The organism is Rhizobium sp. Pop5, assembly GCF_024721175.1.
Classification (GTDB): domain Bacteria; phylum Pseudomonadota; class Alphaproteobacteria; order Rhizobiales; family Rhizobiaceae; genus Rhizobium.
The window spans coordinates 1,569,923-1,589,336 of sequence record NZ_CP099399.1; the positions used below are offsets into that span (position 1 = coordinate 1,569,923).

21 protein-coding genes and 1 tRNA gene are annotated in these 19,414 nt (G+C 60.7%); 13 read left to right on the forward strand and 9 right to left on the reverse strand.

Features of this window, described 5'->3' with window-relative positions:
- Positions 1-9 precede the first annotated feature (9 nt).
- Positions 10-522 carry a DUF934 domain-containing protein gene (locus tag NE852_RS09965; RefSeq protein ID WP_258156463.1) on the forward strand — a complete coding sequence of 171 codons (513 nt, stop codon included), beginning with the start codon at positions 10-12 and terminating at the stop codon, positions 520-522.
- 38 nt (positions 523-560) lie between these two features.
- Positions 561-1,772, forward strand: coding sequence for a UbiH/UbiF family hydroxylase (locus NE852_RS09970; RefSeq protein WP_008526788.1), 1,212 nt, complete (start codon positions 561-563; stop codon positions 1,770-1,772).
- Here NE852_RS09970 and NE852_RS09975 read toward each other — a convergent pair.
- From NE852_RS09975 to NE852_RS09985, 3 genes are all read right to left on the reverse strand, one after another.
- Complete coding sequence (locus tag NE852_RS09975; protein ID WP_258156464.1) at positions 1,740-2,702, reverse strand: AEC family transporter; 963 nt, start codon at positions 2,700-2,702, stop codon at positions 1,740-1,742. The two genes, NE852_RS09970 and NE852_RS09975, sit on opposite strands and share 33 nt — an antisense overlap.
- 175 nt (positions 2,703-2,877) lie before the next feature.
- Complete coding sequence (locus tag NE852_RS09980; RefSeq protein WP_037171480.1) at positions 2,878-3,813, reverse strand: MBL fold metallo-hydrolase; 936 nt, start codon at positions 3,811-3,813, stop codon at positions 2,878-2,880.
- 201 nt (positions 3,814-4,014) lie between these two features.
- The gene (locus tag NE852_RS09985; protein ID WP_258156465.1) at positions 4,015-4,764 is read right to left on the reverse strand and encodes a cytochrome c biogenesis CcdA family protein; all 750 of its coding nucleotides are present in this window, start codon (positions 4,762-4,764) and stop codon (positions 4,015-4,017) included.
- A gap of 210 nt (positions 4,765-4,974) precedes the next feature.
- Here NE852_RS09985 and NE852_RS09990 point away from each other — a divergent pair.
- Positions 4,975-5,050 (forward strand) — tRNA-Lys (locus NE852_RS09990).
- A gap of 100 nt (positions 5,051-5,150) precedes the next feature.
- On the opposite strand, the gene NE852_RS09995 is transcribed toward NE852_RS09990, so the two are convergent.
- Entirely contained in the window at positions 5,151-5,378 is a 228-nt protein-coding gene (locus NE852_RS09995; RefSeq protein ID WP_128623540.1) for a hypothetical protein, read from the reverse strand.
- 1,121 nt (positions 5,379-6,499) lie between these two features.
- Here NE852_RS09995 and NE852_RS10000 point away from each other — a divergent pair.
- The gene (locus NE852_RS10000; protein WP_008526766.1) at positions 6,500-6,784 is read left to right on the forward strand and encodes a DUF982 domain-containing protein; all 285 of its coding nucleotides are present in this window, start codon (positions 6,500-6,502) and stop codon (positions 6,782-6,784) included.
- Positions 6,785-6,902: 118 nt separating this feature from the next.
- Here NE852_RS10000 and NE852_RS10005 read toward each other — a convergent pair whose 3' ends face one another.
- Positions 6,903-7,730, reverse strand: coding sequence for a nickel-binding protein (locus NE852_RS10005; RefSeq protein ID WP_008526765.1), 828 nt, complete (start codon positions 7,728-7,730; stop codon positions 6,903-6,905).
- 494 nt (positions 7,731-8,224) lie between these two features.
- On the opposite strand from NE852_RS10005, the gene NE852_RS10010 reads away from it, so the two are divergent.
- The 3 genes from NE852_RS10010 to NE852_RS10020 all read left to right on the forward strand — a co-directional run bounded on the left by NE852_RS10010 (position 8,225) and on the right by NE852_RS10020 (position 9,081).
- Positions 8,225-8,482 carry a DUF982 domain-containing protein gene (locus NE852_RS10010; protein ID WP_008526763.1) on the forward strand — a complete coding sequence of 86 codons (258 nt, stop codon included), beginning with the start codon at positions 8,225-8,227 and terminating at the stop codon, positions 8,480-8,482.
- A gap of 162 nt (positions 8,483-8,644) precedes the next feature.
- Positions 8,645-8,815 (forward strand): hypothetical protein, encoded by a 171-nt coding sequence (locus NE852_RS10015; RefSeq protein WP_164841423.1) that lies wholly within the window; start codon positions 8,645-8,647, stop codon positions 8,813-8,815.
- Entirely contained in the window at positions 8,815-9,081 is a 267-nt protein-coding gene (locus NE852_RS10020; RefSeq protein ID WP_008526759.1) for a hypothetical protein, read from the forward strand. The genes NE852_RS10015 and NE852_RS10020 overlap by 1 nt, the downstream gene beginning before the upstream one ends.
- Before the next feature lie 74 nt (positions 9,082-9,155).
- On the opposite strand, the gene NE852_RS10025 is transcribed toward NE852_RS10020, so the two are convergent.
- A complete protein-coding gene (locus tag NE852_RS10025) occupies positions 9,156-10,670 on the reverse strand; it encodes an FAD-dependent oxidoreductase (protein WP_258156466.1) in 1,515 nt (504 codons plus the stop codon).
- 47 nt (positions 10,671-10,717) lie between these two features.
- Between NE852_RS10025 and NE852_RS10030 the strand changes: the two genes are divergently transcribed.
- Both NE852_RS10030 and NE852_RS10035 read left to right on the forward strand, forming a co-directional pair.
- Complete coding sequence (locus tag NE852_RS10030) at positions 10,718-11,239, forward strand: MarR family winged helix-turn-helix transcriptional regulator (RefSeq protein WP_037171474.1); 522 nt, start codon at positions 10,718-10,720, stop codon at positions 11,237-11,239.
- A gap of 142 nt (positions 11,240-11,381) precedes the next feature.
- On the forward strand, positions 11,382-11,861 hold the full coding sequence (locus NE852_RS10035) for a DUF2938 domain-containing protein (protein WP_008526755.1): 480 nt from the start codon (positions 11,382-11,384) through the stop codon (positions 11,859-11,861).
- 40 nt (positions 11,862-11,901) lie between these two features.
- On the opposite strand, the gene NE852_RS10040 is transcribed toward NE852_RS10035, so the two are convergent.
- Genes NE852_RS10040 through NE852_RS10050 form a run of 3 tightly spaced genes read right to left on the reverse strand, consistent with a single transcriptional unit; the run spans position 11,902 to position 14,892 of the window.
- Positions 11,902-12,543, reverse strand: coding sequence for a ThuA domain-containing protein (locus tag NE852_RS10040; protein WP_008526754.1), 642 nt, complete (start codon positions 12,541-12,543; stop codon positions 11,902-11,904).
- A gap of 18 nt (positions 12,544-12,561) precedes the next feature.
- Positions 12,562-13,662: a Gfo/Idh/MocA family protein gene (locus NE852_RS10045; protein ID WP_258156467.1), complete on the reverse strand. Its 1,101-nt coding sequence runs from the start codon at positions 13,660-13,662 to the stop codon at positions 12,562-12,564.
- Between the two features lie 30 nt (positions 13,663-13,692).
- On the reverse strand, positions 13,693-14,892 hold the full coding sequence (locus NE852_RS10050; RefSeq protein ID WP_258156468.1) for an ROK family transcriptional regulator: 1,200 nt from the start codon (positions 14,890-14,892) through the stop codon (positions 13,693-13,695).
- Between the two features lie 200 nt (positions 14,893-15,092).
- Here NE852_RS10050 and NE852_RS10055 point away from each other — a divergent pair, with 200 nt between their 5' ends.
- The 4 genes from NE852_RS10055 (at position 15,093) to NE852_RS10070 (ending at position 19,358) form a co-directional block, all read left to right on the forward strand.
- A complete protein-coding gene (locus NE852_RS10055) occupies positions 15,093-16,397 on the forward strand; it encodes an ABC transporter substrate-binding protein (protein WP_008526735.1) in 1,305 nt (434 codons plus the stop codon).
- 84 nt (positions 16,398-16,481) lie between these two features.
- Positions 16,482-17,420, forward strand: coding sequence for a carbohydrate ABC transporter permease (locus NE852_RS10060; protein ID WP_008526734.1), 939 nt, complete (start codon positions 16,482-16,484; stop codon positions 17,418-17,420).
- Positions 17,413-18,261 carry a carbohydrate ABC transporter permease gene (locus NE852_RS10065; protein ID WP_008526732.1) on the forward strand — a complete coding sequence of 283 codons (849 nt, stop codon included), beginning with the start codon at positions 17,413-17,415 and terminating at the stop codon, positions 18,259-18,261. Before NE852_RS10060 ends, NE852_RS10065 begins: the two co-directional genes overlap by 8 nt.
- A gap of 23 nt (positions 18,262-18,284) precedes the next feature.
- Positions 18,285-19,358, forward strand: coding sequence for an ABC transporter ATP-binding protein (locus NE852_RS10070; RefSeq protein ID WP_258156469.1), 1,074 nt, complete (start codon positions 18,285-18,287; stop codon positions 19,356-19,358).
- Positions 19,359-19,414 lie beyond the last annotated feature (56 nt).

Here is a 19,414-nt window from a genome sequence, read left to right on the forward strand (position 1 = left end):
GAGGGGATGATGACGAAGATCTGGAGAGAAACCGGTTTTGTCGAAAACGATCCCTGGGTGATCGAAACCGACGAGGTGAAGGCGACCGGAGAGCAGAAACCGCTGCTCAGCCTCGACGAACTGATCGCCAAGGCCGATGAAAGCAACGATATCGGCCTTGGCGTGCTGATCAAGCCGGCCGACGATGTTCGGAAACTCGAGCCCTATCTCGATCGCCTCGCAGTCGTCGCCGTCGCCTTTCCGGCGTTCAACGACGGCCGCGCTTTCAGCCACGCCTCGCTGCTGCGCCAGCGCCTGGGTTATACCACCGAATTGCGCGCCGTCGGCGACGTGCTGATCGACCAGATCCCGCTGATGCTGCGCGTCGGCATCGACAGCTTTTCGGTCAGCAACGTCACCGCCCTGAAGCGGCTTTCCGAAAACCGTCTTCCGGCCATTCCCCATCATTATCAGCCGGCGGTGCGTGACGCCGACGCCGGCAAAGGCTATAGTTGGCGTCGTCAGGCGAAGCCGGCCGCATAAGCGACCACTCCGTCTTTTTACGATGGCGGAACAGTAGCATGAAGACATTCGAAGTGGCGGTAATCGGTGGCGGTCTCGCCGGCATGATCGCCGCAATCGCGCTTGGCCGCGGCGGCCGCAGCGTTGCGCTGATAGCGCCCGTCGCGGCGAAGGAAGATCGGCGCACCACGGCGCTGATGGATCAGTCGATCCGCTTCCTCGACCGCCTGACGCTCTGGGAAAGGCTGCGTCCTGCAGCCGCTCCTCTCAACAGTATGCGCATCATCGACGGCACCGACCGGCTGCTGCGTGCGCCAACGACGACCTTCCGCGCGGCCGAAGTGGGCCTCGATGCCTTCGGCTACAATTTTCCCAACAAGGTGATGGTCGACATCCTCGAAGAGGCCGCTGCTGGCGAGGGCAATATCACCCGCTTCACGGACATGGCCGAATCGATCGAGGTCTCAGGCGAGGCGATTTCGATCACGCTTGCCGGCGGTGAGGCGCTCTCGGCCGATTTTGCCGTCGGCGCCGACGGCCGCGGCTCGAAGCTGCGCGAGACGGCAGGTATCGGCGTGCGCAACTGGTCCTATCCGCAATCGGCCATGGTGCTGAATTTCGCCCATTCCCTGCCGCACCAGAACATCTCGACGGAATTCCATACCAAGCACGGCCCCCTTACTCAGGTGCCGCTGCCGGGAAGCCGCTCCAGCCTCGTTTGGGTGCAGGATCCCGCAGAGGCGGCGGCCCGCGTGGAATTGCCACTCGCTGAACTCGACAGCCTTGTCGAGGCTCAGATGCAGTCCATGCTCGGTAAGGTGAGTGTCGAAGAGGGCGTCCAGGTCTGGCCGCTCTCCGGCATGATGGCGCATCGTTTCGGCAAGGGCCGCATCGCGCTGATCGGCGAGGCGGCCCACGTCTTCCCGCCGATCGGGGCACAGGGGCTGAATCTGAGCCTGCGCGATATCATGGCGCTGACCGATATCCTCTGCGATAGGGCCGAACTGCCGGTGCCGGCCGATGCCGGCGACAGTTTCGATCGCAGCCGCCGCGCCGATATCATGACGCGCACGGCGAGCGTCGACCTTCTCAACCGCTCGCTGCTATCGGATTTCCTGCCTGTGCAGATGCTGCGCGCCGCTGGCCTGCATATACTCTCGGCCATTCCGCCTCTGCGCAACATCGTCATGCGCGAAGGAATCGAGCCGGGCGGCGGATTCCGCGATATTCCCGGTGCCCTACGGGAAAAGCTGAAGCGGAAGAAGGCCTGACCGCAGCAGGATCAGCCAGAGCGAAACGCTCACCACCGAAAGCACCGTTGTAATCAGGATCGTCGCCGAGGCGCGCTCCTGCCAGACGCCATATTGCTGACCGATGACAAAGACATTGGTCGCCGTCGGCAGCGAGGCGAGCAGCACGGCGGCGTGGATCCACACCGCGTCGAAACCGCCGACCGCTGTGAGCGCAACGCAGACCGCGATCGGGTGCAGGATCAGCTTCGCCGGCACGATATATGAGATCTCCGCAGGGATACGCTTCAGCGGCCGAAGCGCCAGCGTCACGCCCATGGCAAAGAGAGCGCAGGGAGCCGCCGCCTGGGCGAGATAGTCGCCGAGGCGCTGAAACGCCAGCGGCTGGTCGATATGCAGGGCGGCAACGGCAAAGCCTGCCGCCGTCGACAGGATGAAGGGATGCAGAGCCACTTTCCGCACGATATCGGCGGTTAGCTGGCCGGCTGACCGCTTGTCGTCACCGGCTGCGGCCATCAATGCCGGCGCCACGATGAAGTGCAGCGCGTTCTCGAAGCAAATGATCAGCGCCACCGGCACGGCCGCACCTTCACCGAGCGCCAAGAGCGCCAGACCGGGTCCCATATAGCCGATATTGCCGTAAGCGCCGGCAAAGGACTGGATGGTGCAATCGGCGAGCGAATTGCCCCGCCAGATCCGGCCGATGGCGAACAGCAGGATGAAGACTGCATAGGTCGCCGCGATATCGGTGACGATGAAATCGACGCGCGTCAGTTCTTCGATCGGCGTCCGTGAAACGAGCTTGAAGAACAAGGCGGGCAGGGCGGCGTAGATGATGAAGATGTTCAGCCAGCCGAGCGCTTCAGCTGGCTGCTTGGTCGCCTTGGCGGCGATGTAACCGATCAGGATCAGGCCGAAGAATGGTAATAGCAGGCTGACGATATCGGCCAAGTGTCTTCCAGTGCACGGAGGTGAAAGGCGGGTAGGGACCTGACTTAAAGCAATTCCAGCAAAAGTGCACAGCGGTTTTGCTGGAATCCGGTGAAAACAAAGAGATAGAGCGTTTTCATCATTCGAAGAAAGACGGAAACGCTCTAATTCTATTGCGGCTCTGACCCGATAGCGGTCAGTAGTCCCAGAAGGCTGCTACCCACCGAAAGGCATCGCCGTCGACAGCGACCCGGCCGACGGACGGGAACGGCAGGTGCGTGGCCACCAGTTGCTCGCCGGTCTCCGCCAGTTCACGCAAAAGACGAACTCGAACGCGGGCCGCCTCCTCGGGGTCGTGTTCGAAGCCGTTGTACCAGTCGGGGTGTTCAAACCCGACGGCGAACACGGCGTCGCCGGCAAACATCAGCCGGTCCCCGCCGGACGCTATGCGGATGACGCTGTGCCCGGGGGTGTGGCCGCCAGTGCGATGGACGACCACACCAGGCGCCACTTCGTACTCCTCGTCGAACAGCCTGAGATAGCCGCTGTACTCTTTCGCGAACCGCTTGGCAGTTGCCCGAAGCGCGTCCGGGAACCCCGGCGGCATGGAGACGTGGGAGAAGTCGGGCGCCTCCCAGAACTTGACTTCGGCGGCCGCCACGTGGATCCGGAGGTCCGGACGCAGCTGGTCCTTCACTCCGTCGACGAGCAGCCCGCCAATGTGGTCCATGTGCATGTGGGTCAGCACCACGTCGGTCACCGACGCAAGATCGATGCCGGCGGCCTCCAGTCGCTTGATCAACTGCCCGGCTCGCGGCAGGTGCAAGTCCGGATCGATCCCCAGCCCGGCGTCGAGGAGTATCGTCTGGCCGCCGCTGCGCACCACGACGACGTTCAGCGCCCAGTCGAAAGCCTCCTGCGGCAGGTACATTTCTTTCAGCCAGGCCGCCCGAACGGCCGGATCGGCGTTGTGGCCCAGCATCGCGGTTGGGAGCGGCAGCACTCCATCACTGACCACCAGCACCTCAATCTCGCCGATATTAAGCGCGTAGCGCGACGGAACCAGCTCGTCGAGCCGAGGTTTGCCGGGGTGTCCGGTGTTTTCCAGACTCATCTTTGTCTCAACGTTCATGTTCGTCTCCTTCTGACCGCCGCCCTAAACACGGCAGTGCCGACGCTACATGGAGGCGTGTTCGCGATCGATTGGGTCGAGGGATAGAGGCGGGTGGGGCCGAGGGACAGGGCGAGCCATACCAGGGCATAGGTCCCGGTCCCTTTTCTTCGCCATGGCGTGCTGAGCGCGGAAGCAATCGATCAGAGGCAGCGAATTCAACTAACCGATCTGCATCAGAATCGGAAAGGTCTGCTGGAACCAGATCGCTACATCGCTGACCCATCCGAACAGGAAGGCGAGGCCGGTCAGCACGAGGAAGACACCCATCACCTTTTCCACAGTGCCGAGATGGCGGCGGAAGCGCGACAGGAACCGCATGAAGGCGCCGGAAAAGCCGGCGGCGATCCAGAAGGGAATGGCAAGCCCGAGCGAATAGATGGCAAGCAGCCCGGCGCCGGAGCCGACCGTCTCGCGCGAGGCGGCAACGCCGAGGATCGCGCCGAGCACCGGGCCGATACAAGGCGTCCAGCCGAAGGCGAAGGCAAGACCCATGACATAAGCGCCCGTCAGCGTCGCCGGCTTGCCGCCGCCTTGGAAACGCGCCTCGCGGGCAAGCAGCCCGATTCGGAAGAGACCGAGGAAATTCAGCCCCATGACGATGATGATCAGCCCGCCGATCTTGGACAAAAGGTCGAGATGCTGGCGGAGCGCCATGCCGATGCTGGAAGCACCGGCCCCGAGCGCCACGAAGACGGTGGCGAATCCGAGCGTGAAGAGCAGCGCGGAGAACAGGACGCCGCGCCTGATGTCGGGCGCCACCGCAACCGCGCCGCCGCCGCGGAACTGCTCCACGGAAATGCCGGCCATGTAGCAGAGATAGGGCGGGACGAGGGGAAGCACGCAAGGCGACAGAAAGGAAAGCGCCCCGGCAATCAGCGCACTCCACAGGGAAATATCGGCAATCGACACGCATTCTCTCCAGCTGCAATCAGCTTGGTCTTCCTAGCTTTGCGGGCTCAACATTGCCAATCACCTTTTTGAGCTTGGCGGAAATGCGCCGTTGCCCCGCAAGAAATGTGCCGAACGTTTGGAAAAGACAAATTTTTCGGTTGACCGCAATGGGTCGCCTGCCTATGTTCCGCCCACTTCCAGCCGGGGTGCGTCACACCCGCGGAGAGGGAGAGCGTAGCTCAGCCGGTAGAGCAACTGACTTTTAATCAGTAGGTCTCGGGTTCGAACCCCGACGCTCTCACCATAATCTAAATTCACTTTTCTGAACGACGTCAACCAGCCGCGATGCGCGGATGGATGGGCGGCAATGAAAACGTCTTGGAACGGTCAAGCGCTGTCGGATCTCATGAATATCCACCGAAAGCCAATAGAAGTGCGCCGACCGCGATAAGGGACAGGGCTGGCCAGTTTCGAGATAAGCCCAGGAACCTGAGGCCTTGATGCCTTGGTTCGAGCGTGCTGCCGCCTTGCGGCGTTTGATGCGGATTGCTCGGTTTTCGACCAAGCGCCGAGGAAAACAGAAAGAGAAGTCCGCCGATGATAAGAGCGGCGCCAGTCAGGATTGCCCACATGGTGGCCTCCGCCAGAGGGACGACAATATAGGTAAAACCAGATCCGGCACCGATCGTTCCGTAAGTGGCGGGTCACCTGAACAACCTTCACGGAAATATTGACACCAGCCATGTGGCGACCAAACCAGGATTGCGCAACGTAACGCCGCGAAACTCATAAGTCTGCCGCCTTGCGCACCCCGGTCAGCTCGGAGTTCCAACCCGTCGAGCAGCAACCTGGGATATCGAAATTCGGCGCCTCTATCCGTGCGCCGTAAATGGAAGGCGCGGCTGAATTTGCTTCGGCAAACTCTGCACTCAGCGAAAGCCGAAGAAACTCAGAATCGCGAGGACAATAACGACAGCGCCGACAAGCCAGATCAAGTTGTTCATGGAAACCGTTCTCCCGTTCGATTGGGCCATCCGTGGCCCGATGACTAACTGCGGCGCAGGGCTTGAGGTTCCCGATCAAGCAATTGCCGCAGCCCGACTCCTCTCGCAAATCCGGCCGTACCTAGCCTTTTAGGGCTGGTCCATCCGAACGGATTGGCCGGTCAGGCCCGCTTTTCGATGAAATGCTTGAGGTTCATACTCGGCCAAATGAGAGCAGGCGACGATCTCACGAAGCAGCAAATACCGCCGCATCGGCGTCGCGAATTTTTCAATAGCTGCATGAGCGGGCGTTGCTGGGTCTGAACCCGTCCGCGCATGCCGGATTTATCGAGGTATCGCGTTGATACTGAAAATCCTCATGGTCGTGCTTTGCAGGCGAGGTACAGGCAGAAGTAAGCGCGGACGCACCGAGCAGTGTTCCGGCGACGACCAATGTGAGAAAGCGGTTCATTTCAGCCTCTCCTTGAAGAGTGGTGCGAGACCATGGAATCACAAACCTACACGAAAACCGGCGGCATGCGTTGATCATGCTCATTTGATCCGAAACAGCCGCACATTGATCAGTTCAACTGGTGCTGCCTGGGAATGCGGCCAAGATGAATCGTTTCAATAATCTAATGGGGTTATTCTCTCGCTGTGGAAGTGATTTCAATAGTGACGGCGATCTGTTGTAACCAATTTTTTGTTGAATAAATCACGTTTTTTCAGTAAATTTATAGCATAAAAAGTATTATAAATGGGAGGATACTATGTCAGAAGCTCGGTTCGACCCGGTTTTTCTTCATAGAAAACATTTCATCGATCAGATCACGTGTCTCGATGAAATTTTCGATGTTCTGGATGAATGGCCGGAGGACAAACGAGGCTTGGCATATGACACGCTGTTGAAGGCGTGCAGGGACACGGCGAATGGCCGTTTCCCGCTCAGCGCCGCGCGCGAAAATTTCCGGCGTTTTCTGAAGATGTCGGGTGTGCTGGAGGGCGGCCCCAAATTCGATCGAGTGCTCAGCGATCAGAATATCGGCAATGCCTGAGAAAGGCGGCTTCCGGGCCAGTTGACGGCAGATCTGTCACTCGTGGCCCGGAACCACTTGCGCGCAGCTTGCATTCCACCATTGCCGCATGACGATAGGTATCGATCTCGACGGGCGCCTAGCTGAGGCCGGCGCCGGCCCAGTCGCATTGGAAGACCAGCATAGGCTTGGAAAATCCCTTGAGCCGCCGGCGCGTCGCATGGGCAAATAGATCGGCGGCGCCGTATTCCCGGAAAACATTCTCGGAGACGAGGATCTGGTCGCTGGAGGCGGCGGCACAGAGACGCGCGGCAAGTTGCACGGTCGAGCCGAAGAGGTCGTTGCTGTCCTCGACCGGCTCGCCGCAATCCAATCCGATGCGGATATGAATGGGCTCGGCATTGCCGCCGTTGTAATGCTTGAATTCCTTCTGGATCGCCATGGCGCATTCGACCGCCGCAGTCGTGTCGGCAAAGGCCGCCATGATGCCGTCGCCGGTGTGCTTCACTTCGCGGCCTGAATTGTGGCTGAGGCATCGGCGCACCACGGCGTCGTGCGCCCGAACGAGTTCGGTCGCCATGCGGTCGCCGAGGCGCGATGTCATCTCGGTCGACCCGACGATATCGGTAAAGAGGATCGCCCGGTGGCCGGGATCGACTTCACCCGAGGATTGGCCGGGCCCCGGGTCAGGATCGTGAATTCGGCCTAGAAAAGCTTCGACGGCCGACAAAGCGACTTCGACGATCTCGTTGGCGACGAAACCGTGGGCCTCGCGATGGACGCACTGTGCGGTTTCCTTGTCTGGTGCATCCACGAGACAAAAGGCGGTACCACGCCGTTGATCGAACCAATAGGTGAGGAATTTGACGCCGTAGCGATCCTGAATATCGAGGTCCATGCGATGCGCCTGAGCAACCTCGGCGGCTGACGTTCCCTCAAGATAGTGCCGGTCCATGAAGATGGGCATCGCGCGTTCCTCCCAGATCCGCCGCGTGTGGACATGCGGTATTGTACGGACCGGAGGCTATTCCGTCCACCTCTGGTACAGTCGAGTAATAATATTGAACTATGGGAGGTCTATTCTGCGAAGCAAATAGCACGGGGGTGCCTGCAGGGAGTTCTTCGCGTTCGCCGATGAACTACATGCGAAATGCGACCTTGAGTGGATTGATACAGGGCTGATCCGTGAGTTGTCGCAAGCTCTGGATGAAAGCCTGAATTTTAATCAGAAAGCGTCTATCGAGCATGGAACCCGAAGCATGACGAAGGCGTTCCACGCATCGCCCATGCTTTCTCGAGTGCCGACGACAAGGGTCTATAGGGAACTGGAATCGTGCCTGCCGCTATCACCGATCAAAATGAATATCGCCAGGCTCCGAAGCTTCGACATCGCTTCCCATCCGGCACGGAAATTGCAAAGATACTGATGGGCTCACGGAAATTGGGAAAAGCTGTAGCAAAGTGAGACAGGCGGCAAACTTTCGACCGGTCGGCTTGGCCTCTGTGGGGCTTGCTCATTATGCCGTTGTTAACTCTGTATGGGATGCCGCGCGCGCGCTCCTCCACGACTGGCCTGTCGACGATGGCGAGGAATACTTCGAAGCCGTGAAGGCGTGTCTCGATGCCATTGTCGGCGATCTCTCCCCGGAGTGCGTTAGGGTGGCGTTCATCAGGGCTGCGCAGGAGGCCGGCATTGCCGTGATAGAAGCTGCGGGCTGAATGCCAGCCATACTTCAGTCCCCGATTTCACCATCAAAACCTCCGGTTTGACAATCGATGCATCGGGTTTGCCGCTTGCTTTAAGCGACAATATCGTCGCGGCGCTTGACTTCCTCCGCCAAAGTTTTAAATTAGAACAAAACAGGAACATTGGAGATGATCATGACGCATACGGAACAGGTGATCGCCAACGCCCTAGCCCTTGTCGAAGCGTCCCGCGCGGCGCGCGAGCGGGATCAGTTGCGGCGCGCTGCCTGGCAGAAAAAGGTCGAACTCAACCGGCCGCTGCCGCCCTTGCCGCGCCCGGTTCAATTGCCGTTGGCGCTGAACTGATGCAACCGGCAAAGACCTTGGAACCCGGTCAGGCTTCATCCGATTTGAATGAGGCCAATCTGCCGGGGCATGATCAGGCTCTGTCCGATCACGCCTGGGAAGTCGAAGCCGTGCTTGCCTGGCATGACGACAATGCCAAAGCGGCGATACGTTCGCTTCTCGATGACTGTAAACATCTCCGCCAGCAACTGGCGTTGGCGGAGAGGGCGATGAGCCGCGGCATGACGCGCGGATGGAAGCCGCGATATGAGCGGGACGTTCTCTGAATACCAGGGCAGCGTCGTCGCCTGTCAATATCGAGGGGCGGCGATTGGCCTTACGGTCTCCTGAACCCAATTCGTCACGCCGATTGTCCCGGAGTCGGGCCAAGGCCGATCTTGGTGAAGTAAGCCTCAAGCACCCAGGCATAGGCGGACGAGACGATGGCGCCAACATAACCGTCAGGACGCACGAGTACCCAGTCTCCCGGCGCTAGGGCGTAGGCATCGCGAAAATACCCGCCTTCATCCAGCATATCTCCGCGCGAGCCGATCTTATGGATGTGCAGCCCCGGGCGCGGCAGCACCGCCGCTTGCTCGACCTCGTAGCCCAGCAGCGTCCAGTGCGCCCCTTTGAACAGTTCGAACAGACGTGTCGACTGGCCGGCGGCGCCCTTCAGGGGCGCATCAGGCGCGCGGTCTCCCGCAAGCAGGCCGCCGCTTCGTTCCGGGTTTTCCAGCGCGAAAGAGGATTCCGGATAGCCGAGGTCGAGTTGATGGACCTCGCGACCGCGCCGCATCTCGCCGCGCTTCAGCGCGTCGAGCAACGTTGTGGCGAGCCCGAGCATTGCGGCTGCGATCGGACGTCGCTCTTCCTCGTAGCTGTCGAGCAGCGTGTCGGACGCGCCTGCAGCAACCGCCGCCAGTTTCCACCCGAGATTATAGGCATCCTGAACGCTGGTATTGAGGCCCTGTCCGCCGGTCGGTGGATGCGTATGCGCGGCATCGCCGATCAGGAATACATGGCCGTGCCGGTAGCGGTCGGCAAGCCGTGCGTTCATGTTGAAGGCCGATGCCCAGGACACCGAATGGATGGTAATGTCTCGGCGGCCGCTGCGCTCCGCCACCAGGGCGTTCAGGCCCTCGGCGGAAAGATCGATGTCGCCCTCGAGCGGAATTGGCCCCTGAATCTGGAACATCTCCGTCCCGGCGAGCGGGCACACGGAAATCTGCTTCTCCATATCGCCCTCGCTAAAGCGATGCCACGCATCGCGCGGCAGCCCGGTTAGGATGACATCTGCAACAATGGCCCGTACGCCGAGCGTCTTGCCTGGAAAACCGATATCGAGCGCACGACGCACGAAGCTGCGGCCTCCGTCCGCCCCAATGAGCCAGCGCACGCGGATTGTCTCTTCGCCGGTTTGGTAATTGAGCCGAGCGGTCACACCCGTCTCGTCCTGCTCGAAACCGGTGAGTTCGCATCCAAATTCGGGGCGATGCCCCAATTCGAGCAGCCGCTCGCGCATGACGCCTTCGGTCAGGAACTGCGGCACCATCAGGGGAAGATGATAGGGCTCGGCGGGCGTCGGAGGCTCATGCACCACGACGTCTGCTTCGGTGAAGCTCCCGTCGTCGCGATATTTCCGCTGCTTGGGATAGGCGCCGCCCACTGCCACGATCCGGTCGAGGATGCCGAGATCCTCGAAGACCTCCTGTGTCCGCGGTTGAATTCCCTTGCCGCGGGAGCCGCGAAACGGACCGTTCAATTTCTCGATCAAACGAAAGGACACGCCGCGGCGCGCCAATTCGATCGCCATCGTCAGGCCGGCCGCGCCGGCGCCGCAAATCAGTACGTCAACCGTAGAATTTTCTGTCATTGTCGCCTCTATGTGTGTATTATGCACATAATTGAAGGGTGGGAATGATAATGTCAATAAAGAATGTGCAAAATACACATATCAGCAATCAACTGCGTGAACTTCACGGGGCATTGATCGAAATTGTCAGCGTCATGAATCGCCCGCAGCGCGATGAGCAGATGGTCCGCGAGGCGGGTATCTCGCTCGATCGCGCGCTGTTTCCGCTGCTGGTCATGGTGGAACGCCTTGGCCCCATCGGGGTAGTCGAGCTCGCCGACCGCGCTGGGCGCGACTACACCACCGTCAGCCGCCAGGTCGCCAAGCTTGAGAGCCTCGACTTGGTGGAGCGCCGCGGAAGTCCTGCCGACCGGCGCGTGCGCGAAGCGGTCATCAGCCCGAAGGGCAAGGCGATGACCGATCGCATCGACGCCGCCCGCGAGCGGATGGGCCGCGCGATCTTTGCGACCTGGGACGACCACGACTTCAACGAACTGGCGCGGCTCATGCGAAAGTTCGCAAACGATATCAGCGGCGATATCCATAGCAGCATGACGGGCGCGTCTGAAACGAAGGGAGAGAGCGGGTGAGGGCGAGCGACAGCCGTCTCGGTTATGCGACGTGCATCCGTAGCATTGATGTACGGTGAATGCCTTCACCGGAGTATTGCGCCGGCGCGTTTACAGTGGTTTGGTAAGGCTCCTGCAATTCAACGCTTTCCGGTGATTTTCAATGTTCGAGATTCTCTGGCGCGGCCTCGTGATCGGCGCCGGCGCAACCATTCTTATGGACCTCTGGGCGGTCGTCCTCGCAAAGGTCTTCCACCAGCCGCCGGCCAATTGGGCGCCGGTCGGCCGGTGGTTCTGGCACCTCGGCCGCGGCAAGGTGTTCCATAAGGCCATTGCCGACGCCGAGCCCTATGCGCATGAGTTGGCGCTCGGCTGGATCAGCCACTACGCCGTCGGCATTCTCTATGGCCTGTTTTTTGCAATCATCATGGGGGCGGGGTGGTTGGCTGCGCCGGCATTTCTTCCTGCCTGGATCTTCGGTATCGTCACCGTAGGCGCAGGATGGTTCCTGCTGCAGCCGGGCCTCGGCATCGGCTGGGCCGCCTCCAAGCACCCGACCCCCAACAAGGTACGGTTTCTCAACCTCGTCGCCCACACGGTTTTCGCGCTGGGACTCTACGGCACGGCCTTGCTCATTCGCTGAAGCCGGGAGCTGGGTCTCATCCAGCTCCCGTTCATTCGCTCTACCGTGCAGCCCAGTTGGCGCCCCGGCGGAAGATGGTTTTCATCTGAGGGACGTCGAATTCCTTGGCCTGGTGGCCGAGCGAGGAATAGAAGACGCGGCCCTTGCCGTATTTCCGCTTCCAGACGACGGGCATGACGACGCCATCGATCCAGTAGGCGTGCTCGCCGGTGAATTTCGTCGTCGCCAGAACCTCGTTCGAGGGATCGACATGCATGTAGTATTGCTCTGACGTGTAGGGGAAATCGGCAATCCCTTCCATCAGCGGGTCGTCGGGCCGGGTGATGTTGACGGTGTAGTCGATAATGTTGCCGGGGTGGGCCACCCACTGGCCGCCGATGATGAACTGATAGTCGACGGAATCGCGGAAGGCATCGCCCGCGCCGCCATGATAGCCGGCAATGCCGACACCGCTTTCGATCGCGGCGGCAAGGTTTTTGACCTCCTCCTTCTCGATCTTCGACATGGTCATGATCGGCACGACGAGGCTGAGGTCATGAACGGAAGGATCGGCAAGCGCCTCTGTGCCGTGCTCGGAATAGACCTTGAAGCCGTCTTCCTCGAGCATGGTCTTGATGATTTCGGCGCATTCCTGCGGCTCATGGCCGCTCCAGCCGCCCCAAACGATCAGTGCTTCACGCATTCTCTTTCCTCCTGAAACTTATTTCGCCAGCCGGCCGTCGACAATGGAATCGGCCAAGGGGGCAGGGCGCTCCGTCGCCGTGGTGATCGTTATCATCCGGCCGGTCTCGGACGCTGTGTGGAACGCTTCCATGACTTCGAGCACGTGTAGTGCCAGGTCGCCATTGGCGCGGTGCGGGCGGTTCGAACGGATCGCATGGGCCATGTCGGCGACGCCGAGCGAGCGGAAATTGCCCTCGGCATAGGGCGCGGTGACCGGCTGGTCCTCAAACGCACCGCCCATCTTCAGATATTCCACAGGACCGGCGAACTTGTTGGGATCGGGCACGATGAGCGTGCCCTCGGTTCCGTAGACTTCGAGCGGCACGTGTCTATGGCCGGCGACGTCGAAGCTCATGGCGGTCTGCACGACGGCGCCGTTTGCAAAGGCCATCATGCCGACAACATGGGTAGGGACGTGGACAGGAATGCGCTCGCCATTGCGCGGTTCGCTTGATATCAGCCGCTCCGCGCGCGGCGTCGTCGCAAAACCCGCCACCTGAGAAACCGGCCCGAGAAGATTGACGAGATCGGTAATATAGTAAGGGCCCATATCGAGCATCGGTCCGCCGCCGACTTCGTAGTAGAAGGCCGGATTCGGATGCCAGCGCTCATGGCCAGGGCACATGAAGGTCGCCGAGCCGCCCACCGGCTGACCGATCACGCCCTGATCGATCAAGGCGCGGGCGGTTTGATGACCGCCACCGAGAAAGGTATCGGGTGCAGCGCCGATGCGCAGGTTCTTTGCCCGGGCAGCCTCGGCCAATTTTTTCCCTTCCGCGAAATTAATCCCGAGCGGCTTTTCGGAGTAGGTGTGTTTGCCGGCATCAAGCGCCTGCATCGCGACCGCGACATGGGCTTTCGGGATGGTCAGATTGACGATGATCTCGACCTTGGGGTCGGCGAAGAGCTCCTCGACTGTCCTTGCGGGAACATTGAATTCGGCAGCCTTCGCTTCCGCCAGTTCCCGGTTGAGGTCGGCCACGCCGCGGATGTCGAGAATGGGAAAGGATGCCATCGCCGTGAGATAGGCGCCCGAAATATTGCCGCATCCGATGATGCCGATACCGACCTTGTCCATGAATTCCTCCGTTGATTGATGTGTCGCTCGTCAGAGCGCCGGCCCCGTCGTGCTCCAGGGCGATTCGTAGAGTTCGTAGAGCGCCACCGCAGCGGCACCCTGCGCCCAGAAATCATCGCTCGAATCGTCGAAGACGAGTTCGCTCACGCCGCGCAGGGAAGGGGGGATAGCGAGCGCGTAGGCATCGCGCAGGCTGTTCAAAAAGGGCTCGCCGAGCGCCAGGCTGGAGCCGACCAGGATGACGCGCGGCGGCGCAAACAGCGTGACGATATTGGCAATGGTCAATCCCACAGCTTCGCCGGCGCGGATGGCGGCGGCGATCAGCCGGTCGTCATCAGCCTTGATCAGCGCCTGGGCATGAGTCATGCCTCGCCCGAGCCGGATCGCTTCGGCAAAACGCCCGTCCGCCTGCTGTTCGCCGAGGATCGCGCTTTCACCGGCCTGGCTGAAAAGCCGCACTACGCCCTGCGGTCCCATGCCGAGCACGAGGTCACCGAGATTGTGGCTGAGGCCGCCGGCGCCGCGGAAGAGGCTGTTGCCGTGCAGGACGCCGAGACCCAGCGTTTGTTCCAGGGAAATCAGTACCATATCCTCGAGATCGCGGGCCTTGCCGAACCAGTGATGGCCGAGCGTGATGGCATGCGCGTCGCTTTCAACGATGGTCGGCGTCGATAGCCGCGTCGACATCTCGGCGGCGAAATCGACATTGGTGTCGCGGAAGATCGGGCTGCTTCTGATATAGCCGGTGCGGTGCTCTATGACGCCGGGAAAGCCGAGGCAGATGCTGTCGACATCCTCCAGCGAAAGCCCGGCATCGACGACACAACGCCTGACGCCATCCTCGACGAGATCGGCGATGACGCCGATCGGCTGCCGGTCGATGCGGATCGGCAAGGCGAGCTTCGACAGCACGTCGCCGCGGAAATTGGTGACGACGAAGACCATCCTGTTGGCGGCGATCTTGCCGCCGACCACCCGGGCGGCATCGGGATTGAGCTCCAGCGCCACGCGTGGTCTCCCGCGAACCGCCTCGTTGCGGATATCGCCTTCGTGACGCGGCAGGATCAGCCCGTCGTCGAGCAGCGAGGCGGTGATGGCGGAAACGGTCGTGGTGGAAAGTTCGGTCCGCTCGCTGATCTCGATCCGTGAGATCGGACCATGGCGCCGGATGGTGTCAAGCACGGTCAAGCGATTGATCGCGCGCATCAATTCTGGATCTGCAGTCTTCATGAAAATTAGCCGGCGGTCGTTTCGTTGGGCGGAACTCAATATTTTTAACGGGTTACGAAATAAATAGCAGGCAATTGCGGGGCTCTGTCAAGCGCATTTGATAAAAATACAGGCAGTCGGGTTGACATTGAGCCAAAGCTCCGTTGAATTAATCCGCATAGGGGAAAAATTGTGAGGATAGGTCCCCTGGGAGGAAAATCATGAATTTTATGCTGAAGAACGCCGCTTTCGGTGGCAGGCGCATCGTATCCTTGGCCGCGGCAGCCGGCATGTTGCTGGCAGGAGCAGGTGCGGCCTCCGCGACGACAGTGGTGAAATGGCTGCATCTCGAACTCGACCCGAAAAACGTCGCCGTCTGGGAGGACATCGCCAAGAAATACGAAGCCCAGCATCCCGACGTCGACATCCAGATGCAGTTTCTCGAAAACGAGGCCTTCAAGGCCAAGCTTCCGACCTTGCTGCAGTCCGACGACGTGCCGGATTTCTTTTTCAGCTGGGGCGGCGGCGTGTTGAAGCAGCAATCCGAGACCGGCGCGCTCCAGGATGTGACGGCGGCGCTTGATGCCGATGGCGGCAAATTGCGCAAGGCTTACACACCCGCATCCGTCGATGGCCTGACCTTCGAGGGTAAGACCTGGGCCATTCCCTACAAGGTCGGTCTGGTCAGCTTTTTCTACAACAAGGCGCTGTTTGCCAAGGCTGGCGTCAAGGCCGAAGACATCAAGAGCTGGGCCGATTTCCTTGCTGCGGTGACGAAGATCAAGGCGGCCGGCATCGTGCCGATTGCCGGTGGCGGCGGCGAGAAGTGGCCGATCCACTTCTACTGGAGCTATCTCGTTATGCGCGAGGGCGGGCAGAAGGTCTTCGAAGCAGCAAAGAAGGGCGAAGGCGAAGGTTTTCTGGATCCCGCCATCATCAAGGCCGGCGACGACCTCGCGGAACTCGGCAAGCTCGAGCCGTTCCAGCCCGGCTATCTCGGCGCCACCTGGCCCCAGACGCTCGGTGTCTTCGGTGACGGCAAGGCGGCGATGATCCTCGGCTTTGAAGGCACCGAAGCGAACCAGCGCAAGAATGCCGGCGACGGCAAGGGGCTTTCGTCCGATAATATCGGCCGTTTCGTCTTCCCGACGGTCGAGGGCGGCGCCGGCAAGCCGACGGATACGCTCGGCGGCCTGAACGGCTGGGCCGTCACCAAGAAGGCCTCCAAGGAGGCGATCGATTTCCTCGCTTTCCTGACGAATGCCGAGAATGAGCGGGCGATGGCCAAGGCCGGCATGTTGCTTCCCGTTGCCGTCGGCGCCGATGACGGCGTCGTCAATCCGCTGCTTGCCGAATCGGGCAGGCAGCTTGCCGGTTCGACCTGGCATCAGAACTTCTTCGACCAGGATCTCGGCGCGGCCGTCGGCCGTGTCGTCAACGACGTCTCGGTGGAAATCGTCTCCGGCCAGATGAATTCCAAGGACGGCGCCAAGATGATCCAGGACGCTTTCGAACTGGAACAATAACCAGCGCGCCGCCCGCAGAGCCTTCCCGGCGCTCCCAATCAAGCCGAGCGCCGGCATCGCTGCCGACGAACGAAAGCAGGACCCATGGCCAATATCTCAGTTCCCTCGATGACAGCAGCTGCAAGGCCGGCAAGGCGAGCGGCAAACAGGAAAAGTTCGGTCGCCCATGATCGGTTGACGGTGCTCTTGCTCTTTCTGCCGCCGGCGCTGCTGCTGTTCACGCTCTTCGTCATCATGCCGATGGGCGAGGCGGCCTGGTACAGCCTGTACAAGTGGAATGGTTACGGCACGCCAACCGAGTTCATCGGCCTGCGCAATTTCCAGGTGCTGTTCCGCAATGCGGCCTTCACCCAGGCGCTCGTCAATAACGGCCTGATCATCGTCATCTCGATCTGCATCCAGGTGCCGCTCGCCATCTGGCTTGCCACCATGCTCGCCCACCGCATTCCAGGCGTGGTCGGCTACCGTCTGATCTTCTTCCTGCCCTACGTGCTGGCAGACGTCGCCGCAGGCCTGATCTGGCGTTTCGTCTACGACGGCGATTACGGTCTGTTTGCCGCCATTTCCAACTTCTTCGGCTTCGCCAATCCTTATGTGCTCGCCGACAAGGATGTGGCGATCTATGCCGTGCTCGGCGTCATCGTCTGGAAATATTTCGGCTTTCACATGATGCTGTTTATCGCCGGCCTGCAATCGGTCGACAAGAGCGTGCTGGAGGCGGCAGAGATCGACGGCGCCACCGGCTGGCAGAAATTTCGCTACGTCACGCTGCCGCTGCTCGGCTCGACCTTGCGTCTTTCGATCTTCTTTGCCGTCGTCGGCTCGCTGCAGCTCTTCGATATGATCATGCCGCTGACCGGTGGCGGGCCGTCCAACTCCACCCAGACGATGGTTACCTTCCTCTTTACCTACGGTGTCATGCGCATGCAGGTGGGCTTGGGCAGCGCCGTCGGCGTGATGCTCTTCATCATCTGCGTGACGCTCGCCTTCGGTTACAAAAGGATATTCATGCGCCATGACTGATATGAGCTCTTCCATCCGCATGCGGGCCGCGACGCGTATCTATCTCTACGTGTCGCTGAGCCTGATTGCCGCCATCGTGCTTATCCCGCTGCTGACGACGGCGCTCGGCGGCTTCAAGACGCTGGGGGACCTGCGCACCAATCCGTTCGGCCTGCCGACAGAGTGGCAATGGGCGAACTACACCGACATTCTTTTCGGTGAGCGCTATTGGCTGCAGATCGGCAATTCGCTCGTGATCGCCGCACTCACAGTCCTTTTGACGCTGATCGTATCGTCGATGGCGGCTTTCGCCTTTGCCCATGTGCGCTTCTTCGGCTCATCCTTCCTGCTGAATTACTTCCTGCTCGGCCTGATGTTTCCGGCGGCGACTGCGATCCTGCCGCTCTTCATCCGTATCCGCGATCTCGGCCTGCTGGATACCTATTGGGGCGTGGTGTTGCCGCAGGTGGCCTTCGGCCTCGGCATGAGCATCCTGCTGTTTCGAAACTATTTCCGCAACCTTCCGGAAGAATTGTTCCAGGCGGCCTTTGTCGATGGCTGCGGCTATCTCAGGTTCTTCTGGCACGTCTCGCTGCCGCTTTCGCGCCCGATCGTCGCCACGGTCAGCATCATCTCCTTCGTCGGCAGCTGGAACAGCTACATCCTGCCGCTGATCATGCTGAACTCGGAATCCAAATATCCCTGGCCGCTCGGCATCATGATCTATCGCGGCGAATACGGCACGGAGTGGCAGTTGGTGCTCGCCTTCATCACGCTCACCATCCTTCCCACAATCATCGTCTTTTTCATCGCCCAGAGACACATCATCGCCGGACTGACCGCCGGCGCCGTGAAGTCCTGAGCCGAAACATTGGAGGTGCGATCATGGCATCCGTTGAACTGAACGATATCCGCAAGACCTATGGCGCCGTCGACGTCATCCACGGCATTTCGCTTGATATCGAGGATGGGGAATTCGTCGCACTCGTCGGCCCGTCCGGTTGCGGGAAATCGACGCTGCTGCGGATGATCGCCGGCCTTGAGGAAATCACCGATGGCGAGATCGCGATCGGCGGCAAGGTCGTCAACGGCATGACGCCGCGCGAACGCAACATCGCCATGGTCTTTCAGTCCTATGCGCTCTATCCGCATATGAACGTGGCTGAAAACATGGGCTTCAACCTGAAGCTTGCCGGTATTGCGAAACCTCAGATCGAGTCCCGCGTCGCCGAGGCCGCTCGCATGCTCGATCTCGCCCAACTCCTCGACCGCAAGCCTGCCCAGCTTTCCGGCGGCCAGCGCCAGCGTATCGCCATGGGCCGCGCCATCGTGCGCAACCCGGCCGTCTTCCTGTTCGACGAACCGCTCTCCAACCTCGATGCCAAATTGCGTGTACAGATGCGCTCGGAGATCAAGACGCTGCACCAGAAGGTCAGAACGACCTCGATCTATGTCACTCACGATCAGATCGAGGCAATGACGCTCGCCGATCGCGTCATCGTACTCAATCATGGCAGGGTGGAGCAGGCGGGTACGCCGCTCGAACTCTATAAGAAGCCGGCCAATCTCTTTGTCGCCGCCTTCATCGGGTCGCCGGCCATGAACATGCTCGAGGGCATGGTGCAAGGTGAAAACGGTCATCCCGCCGCCCGCCTCAGCGACGGCACGGCGATCCGCATCGCGCCCGACCGCAAGGTCAAATCAGGCCAGGCCGTCACCATCGGTCTGCGTCCCGAACATCTCATTCCCGGCCTATCAGGCGATACGCCACTTGCCGGCCGGACGATGCTGGTGGAACCGACAGGCGCTCAGACACATGTCGTATTCGACCTCGCGGGGCAGCAGATTACCGCTGTTGTCGATGGCGAATACCCCGCCCGTTACGGCGCGGTGTTCGAGGCAAGTATCACGAGCGAGCAGGTGCATGTCTTCGACCGCGGGACCGGCGTGGCGCTATAGGCGTAATCAAACCGCCGGTAGCCGAGGGCGCCGAGAAGCCGGCAAACTTCCCTTTC

What these genes read in the sequence shown, in the direction of transcription:
- NE852_RS10005 (WP_008526765.1), bottom strand. Translation starts at nt 7,730, where the DNA reads ATGCCCATCTTCATGGACCGGCACTATCTTGAGGGAACGTCAGCCGCC.
- NE852_RS10015 (WP_164841423.1), top strand. Translation starts at nt 8,645, where the DNA reads ATGACGCATACGGAACAGGTGATCGCCAACGCCCTAGCCCTTGTCGAA.
- NE852_RS10065 (WP_008526732.1), top strand. Translation starts at nt 17,413, where the DNA reads ATGACTGATATGAGCTCTTCCATCCGCATGCGGGCCGCGACGCGTATC.
- NE852_RS10040 (WP_008526754.1), bottom strand. Translation starts at nt 12,543, where the DNA reads ATGCGTGAAGCACTGATCGTTTGGGGCGGCTGGAGCGGCCATGAGCCG.
- NE852_RS09965 (WP_258156463.1), top strand. Translation starts at nt 10, where the DNA reads ATGACGAAGATCTGGAGAGAAACCGGTTTTGTCGAAAACGATCCCTGG.
- NE852_RS10045 (WP_258156467.1), bottom strand. Translation starts at nt 13,662, where the DNA reads ATGGACAAGGTCGGTATCGGCATCATCGGATGCGGCAATATTTCGGGC.
- NE852_RS10070 (WP_258156469.1), top strand. Translation starts at nt 18,285, where the DNA reads ATGGCATCCGTTGAACTGAACGATATCCGCAAGACCTATGGCGCCGTC.
- NE852_RS10050 (WP_258156468.1), bottom strand. Translation starts at nt 14,892, where the DNA reads ATGAAGACTGCAGATCCAGAATTGATGCGCGCGATCAATCGCTTGACC.
- NE852_RS10000 (WP_008526766.1), top strand. Translation starts at nt 6,500, where the DNA reads ATGTCAGAAGCTCGGTTCGACCCGGTTTTTCTTCATAGAAAACATTTC.
- NE852_RS09995 (WP_128623540.1), bottom strand. Translation starts at nt 5,378, where the DNA reads ATGTGGGCAATCCTGACTGGCGCCGCTCTTATCATCGGCGGACTTCTC.
- NE852_RS09980 (WP_037171480.1), bottom strand. Translation starts at nt 3,813, where the DNA reads ATGAACGTTGAGACAAAGATGAGTCTGGAAAACACCGGACACCCCGGC.
- NE852_RS10020 (WP_008526759.1), top strand. Translation starts at nt 8,815, where the DNA reads ATGCAACCGGCAAAGACCTTGGAACCCGGTCAGGCTTCATCCGATTTG.
- NE852_RS10025 (WP_258156466.1), bottom strand. Translation starts at nt 10,670, where the DNA reads ATGACAGAAAATTCTACGGTTGACGTACTGATTTGCGGCGCCGGCGCG.
- NE852_RS10055 (WP_008526735.1), top strand. Translation starts at nt 15,093, where the DNA reads ATGAATTTTATGCTGAAGAACGCCGCTTTCGGTGGCAGGCGCATCGTA.
- NE852_RS10035 (WP_008526755.1), top strand. Translation starts at nt 11,382, where the DNA reads ATGTTCGAGATTCTCTGGCGCGGCCTCGTGATCGGCGCCGGCGCAACC.
- NE852_RS09970 (WP_008526788.1), top strand. Translation starts at nt 561, where the DNA reads ATGAAGACATTCGAAGTGGCGGTAATCGGTGGCGGTCTCGCCGGCATG.
- NE852_RS10060 (WP_008526734.1), top strand. Translation starts at nt 16,482, where the DNA reads ATGGCCAATATCTCAGTTCCCTCGATGACAGCAGCTGCAAGGCCGGCA.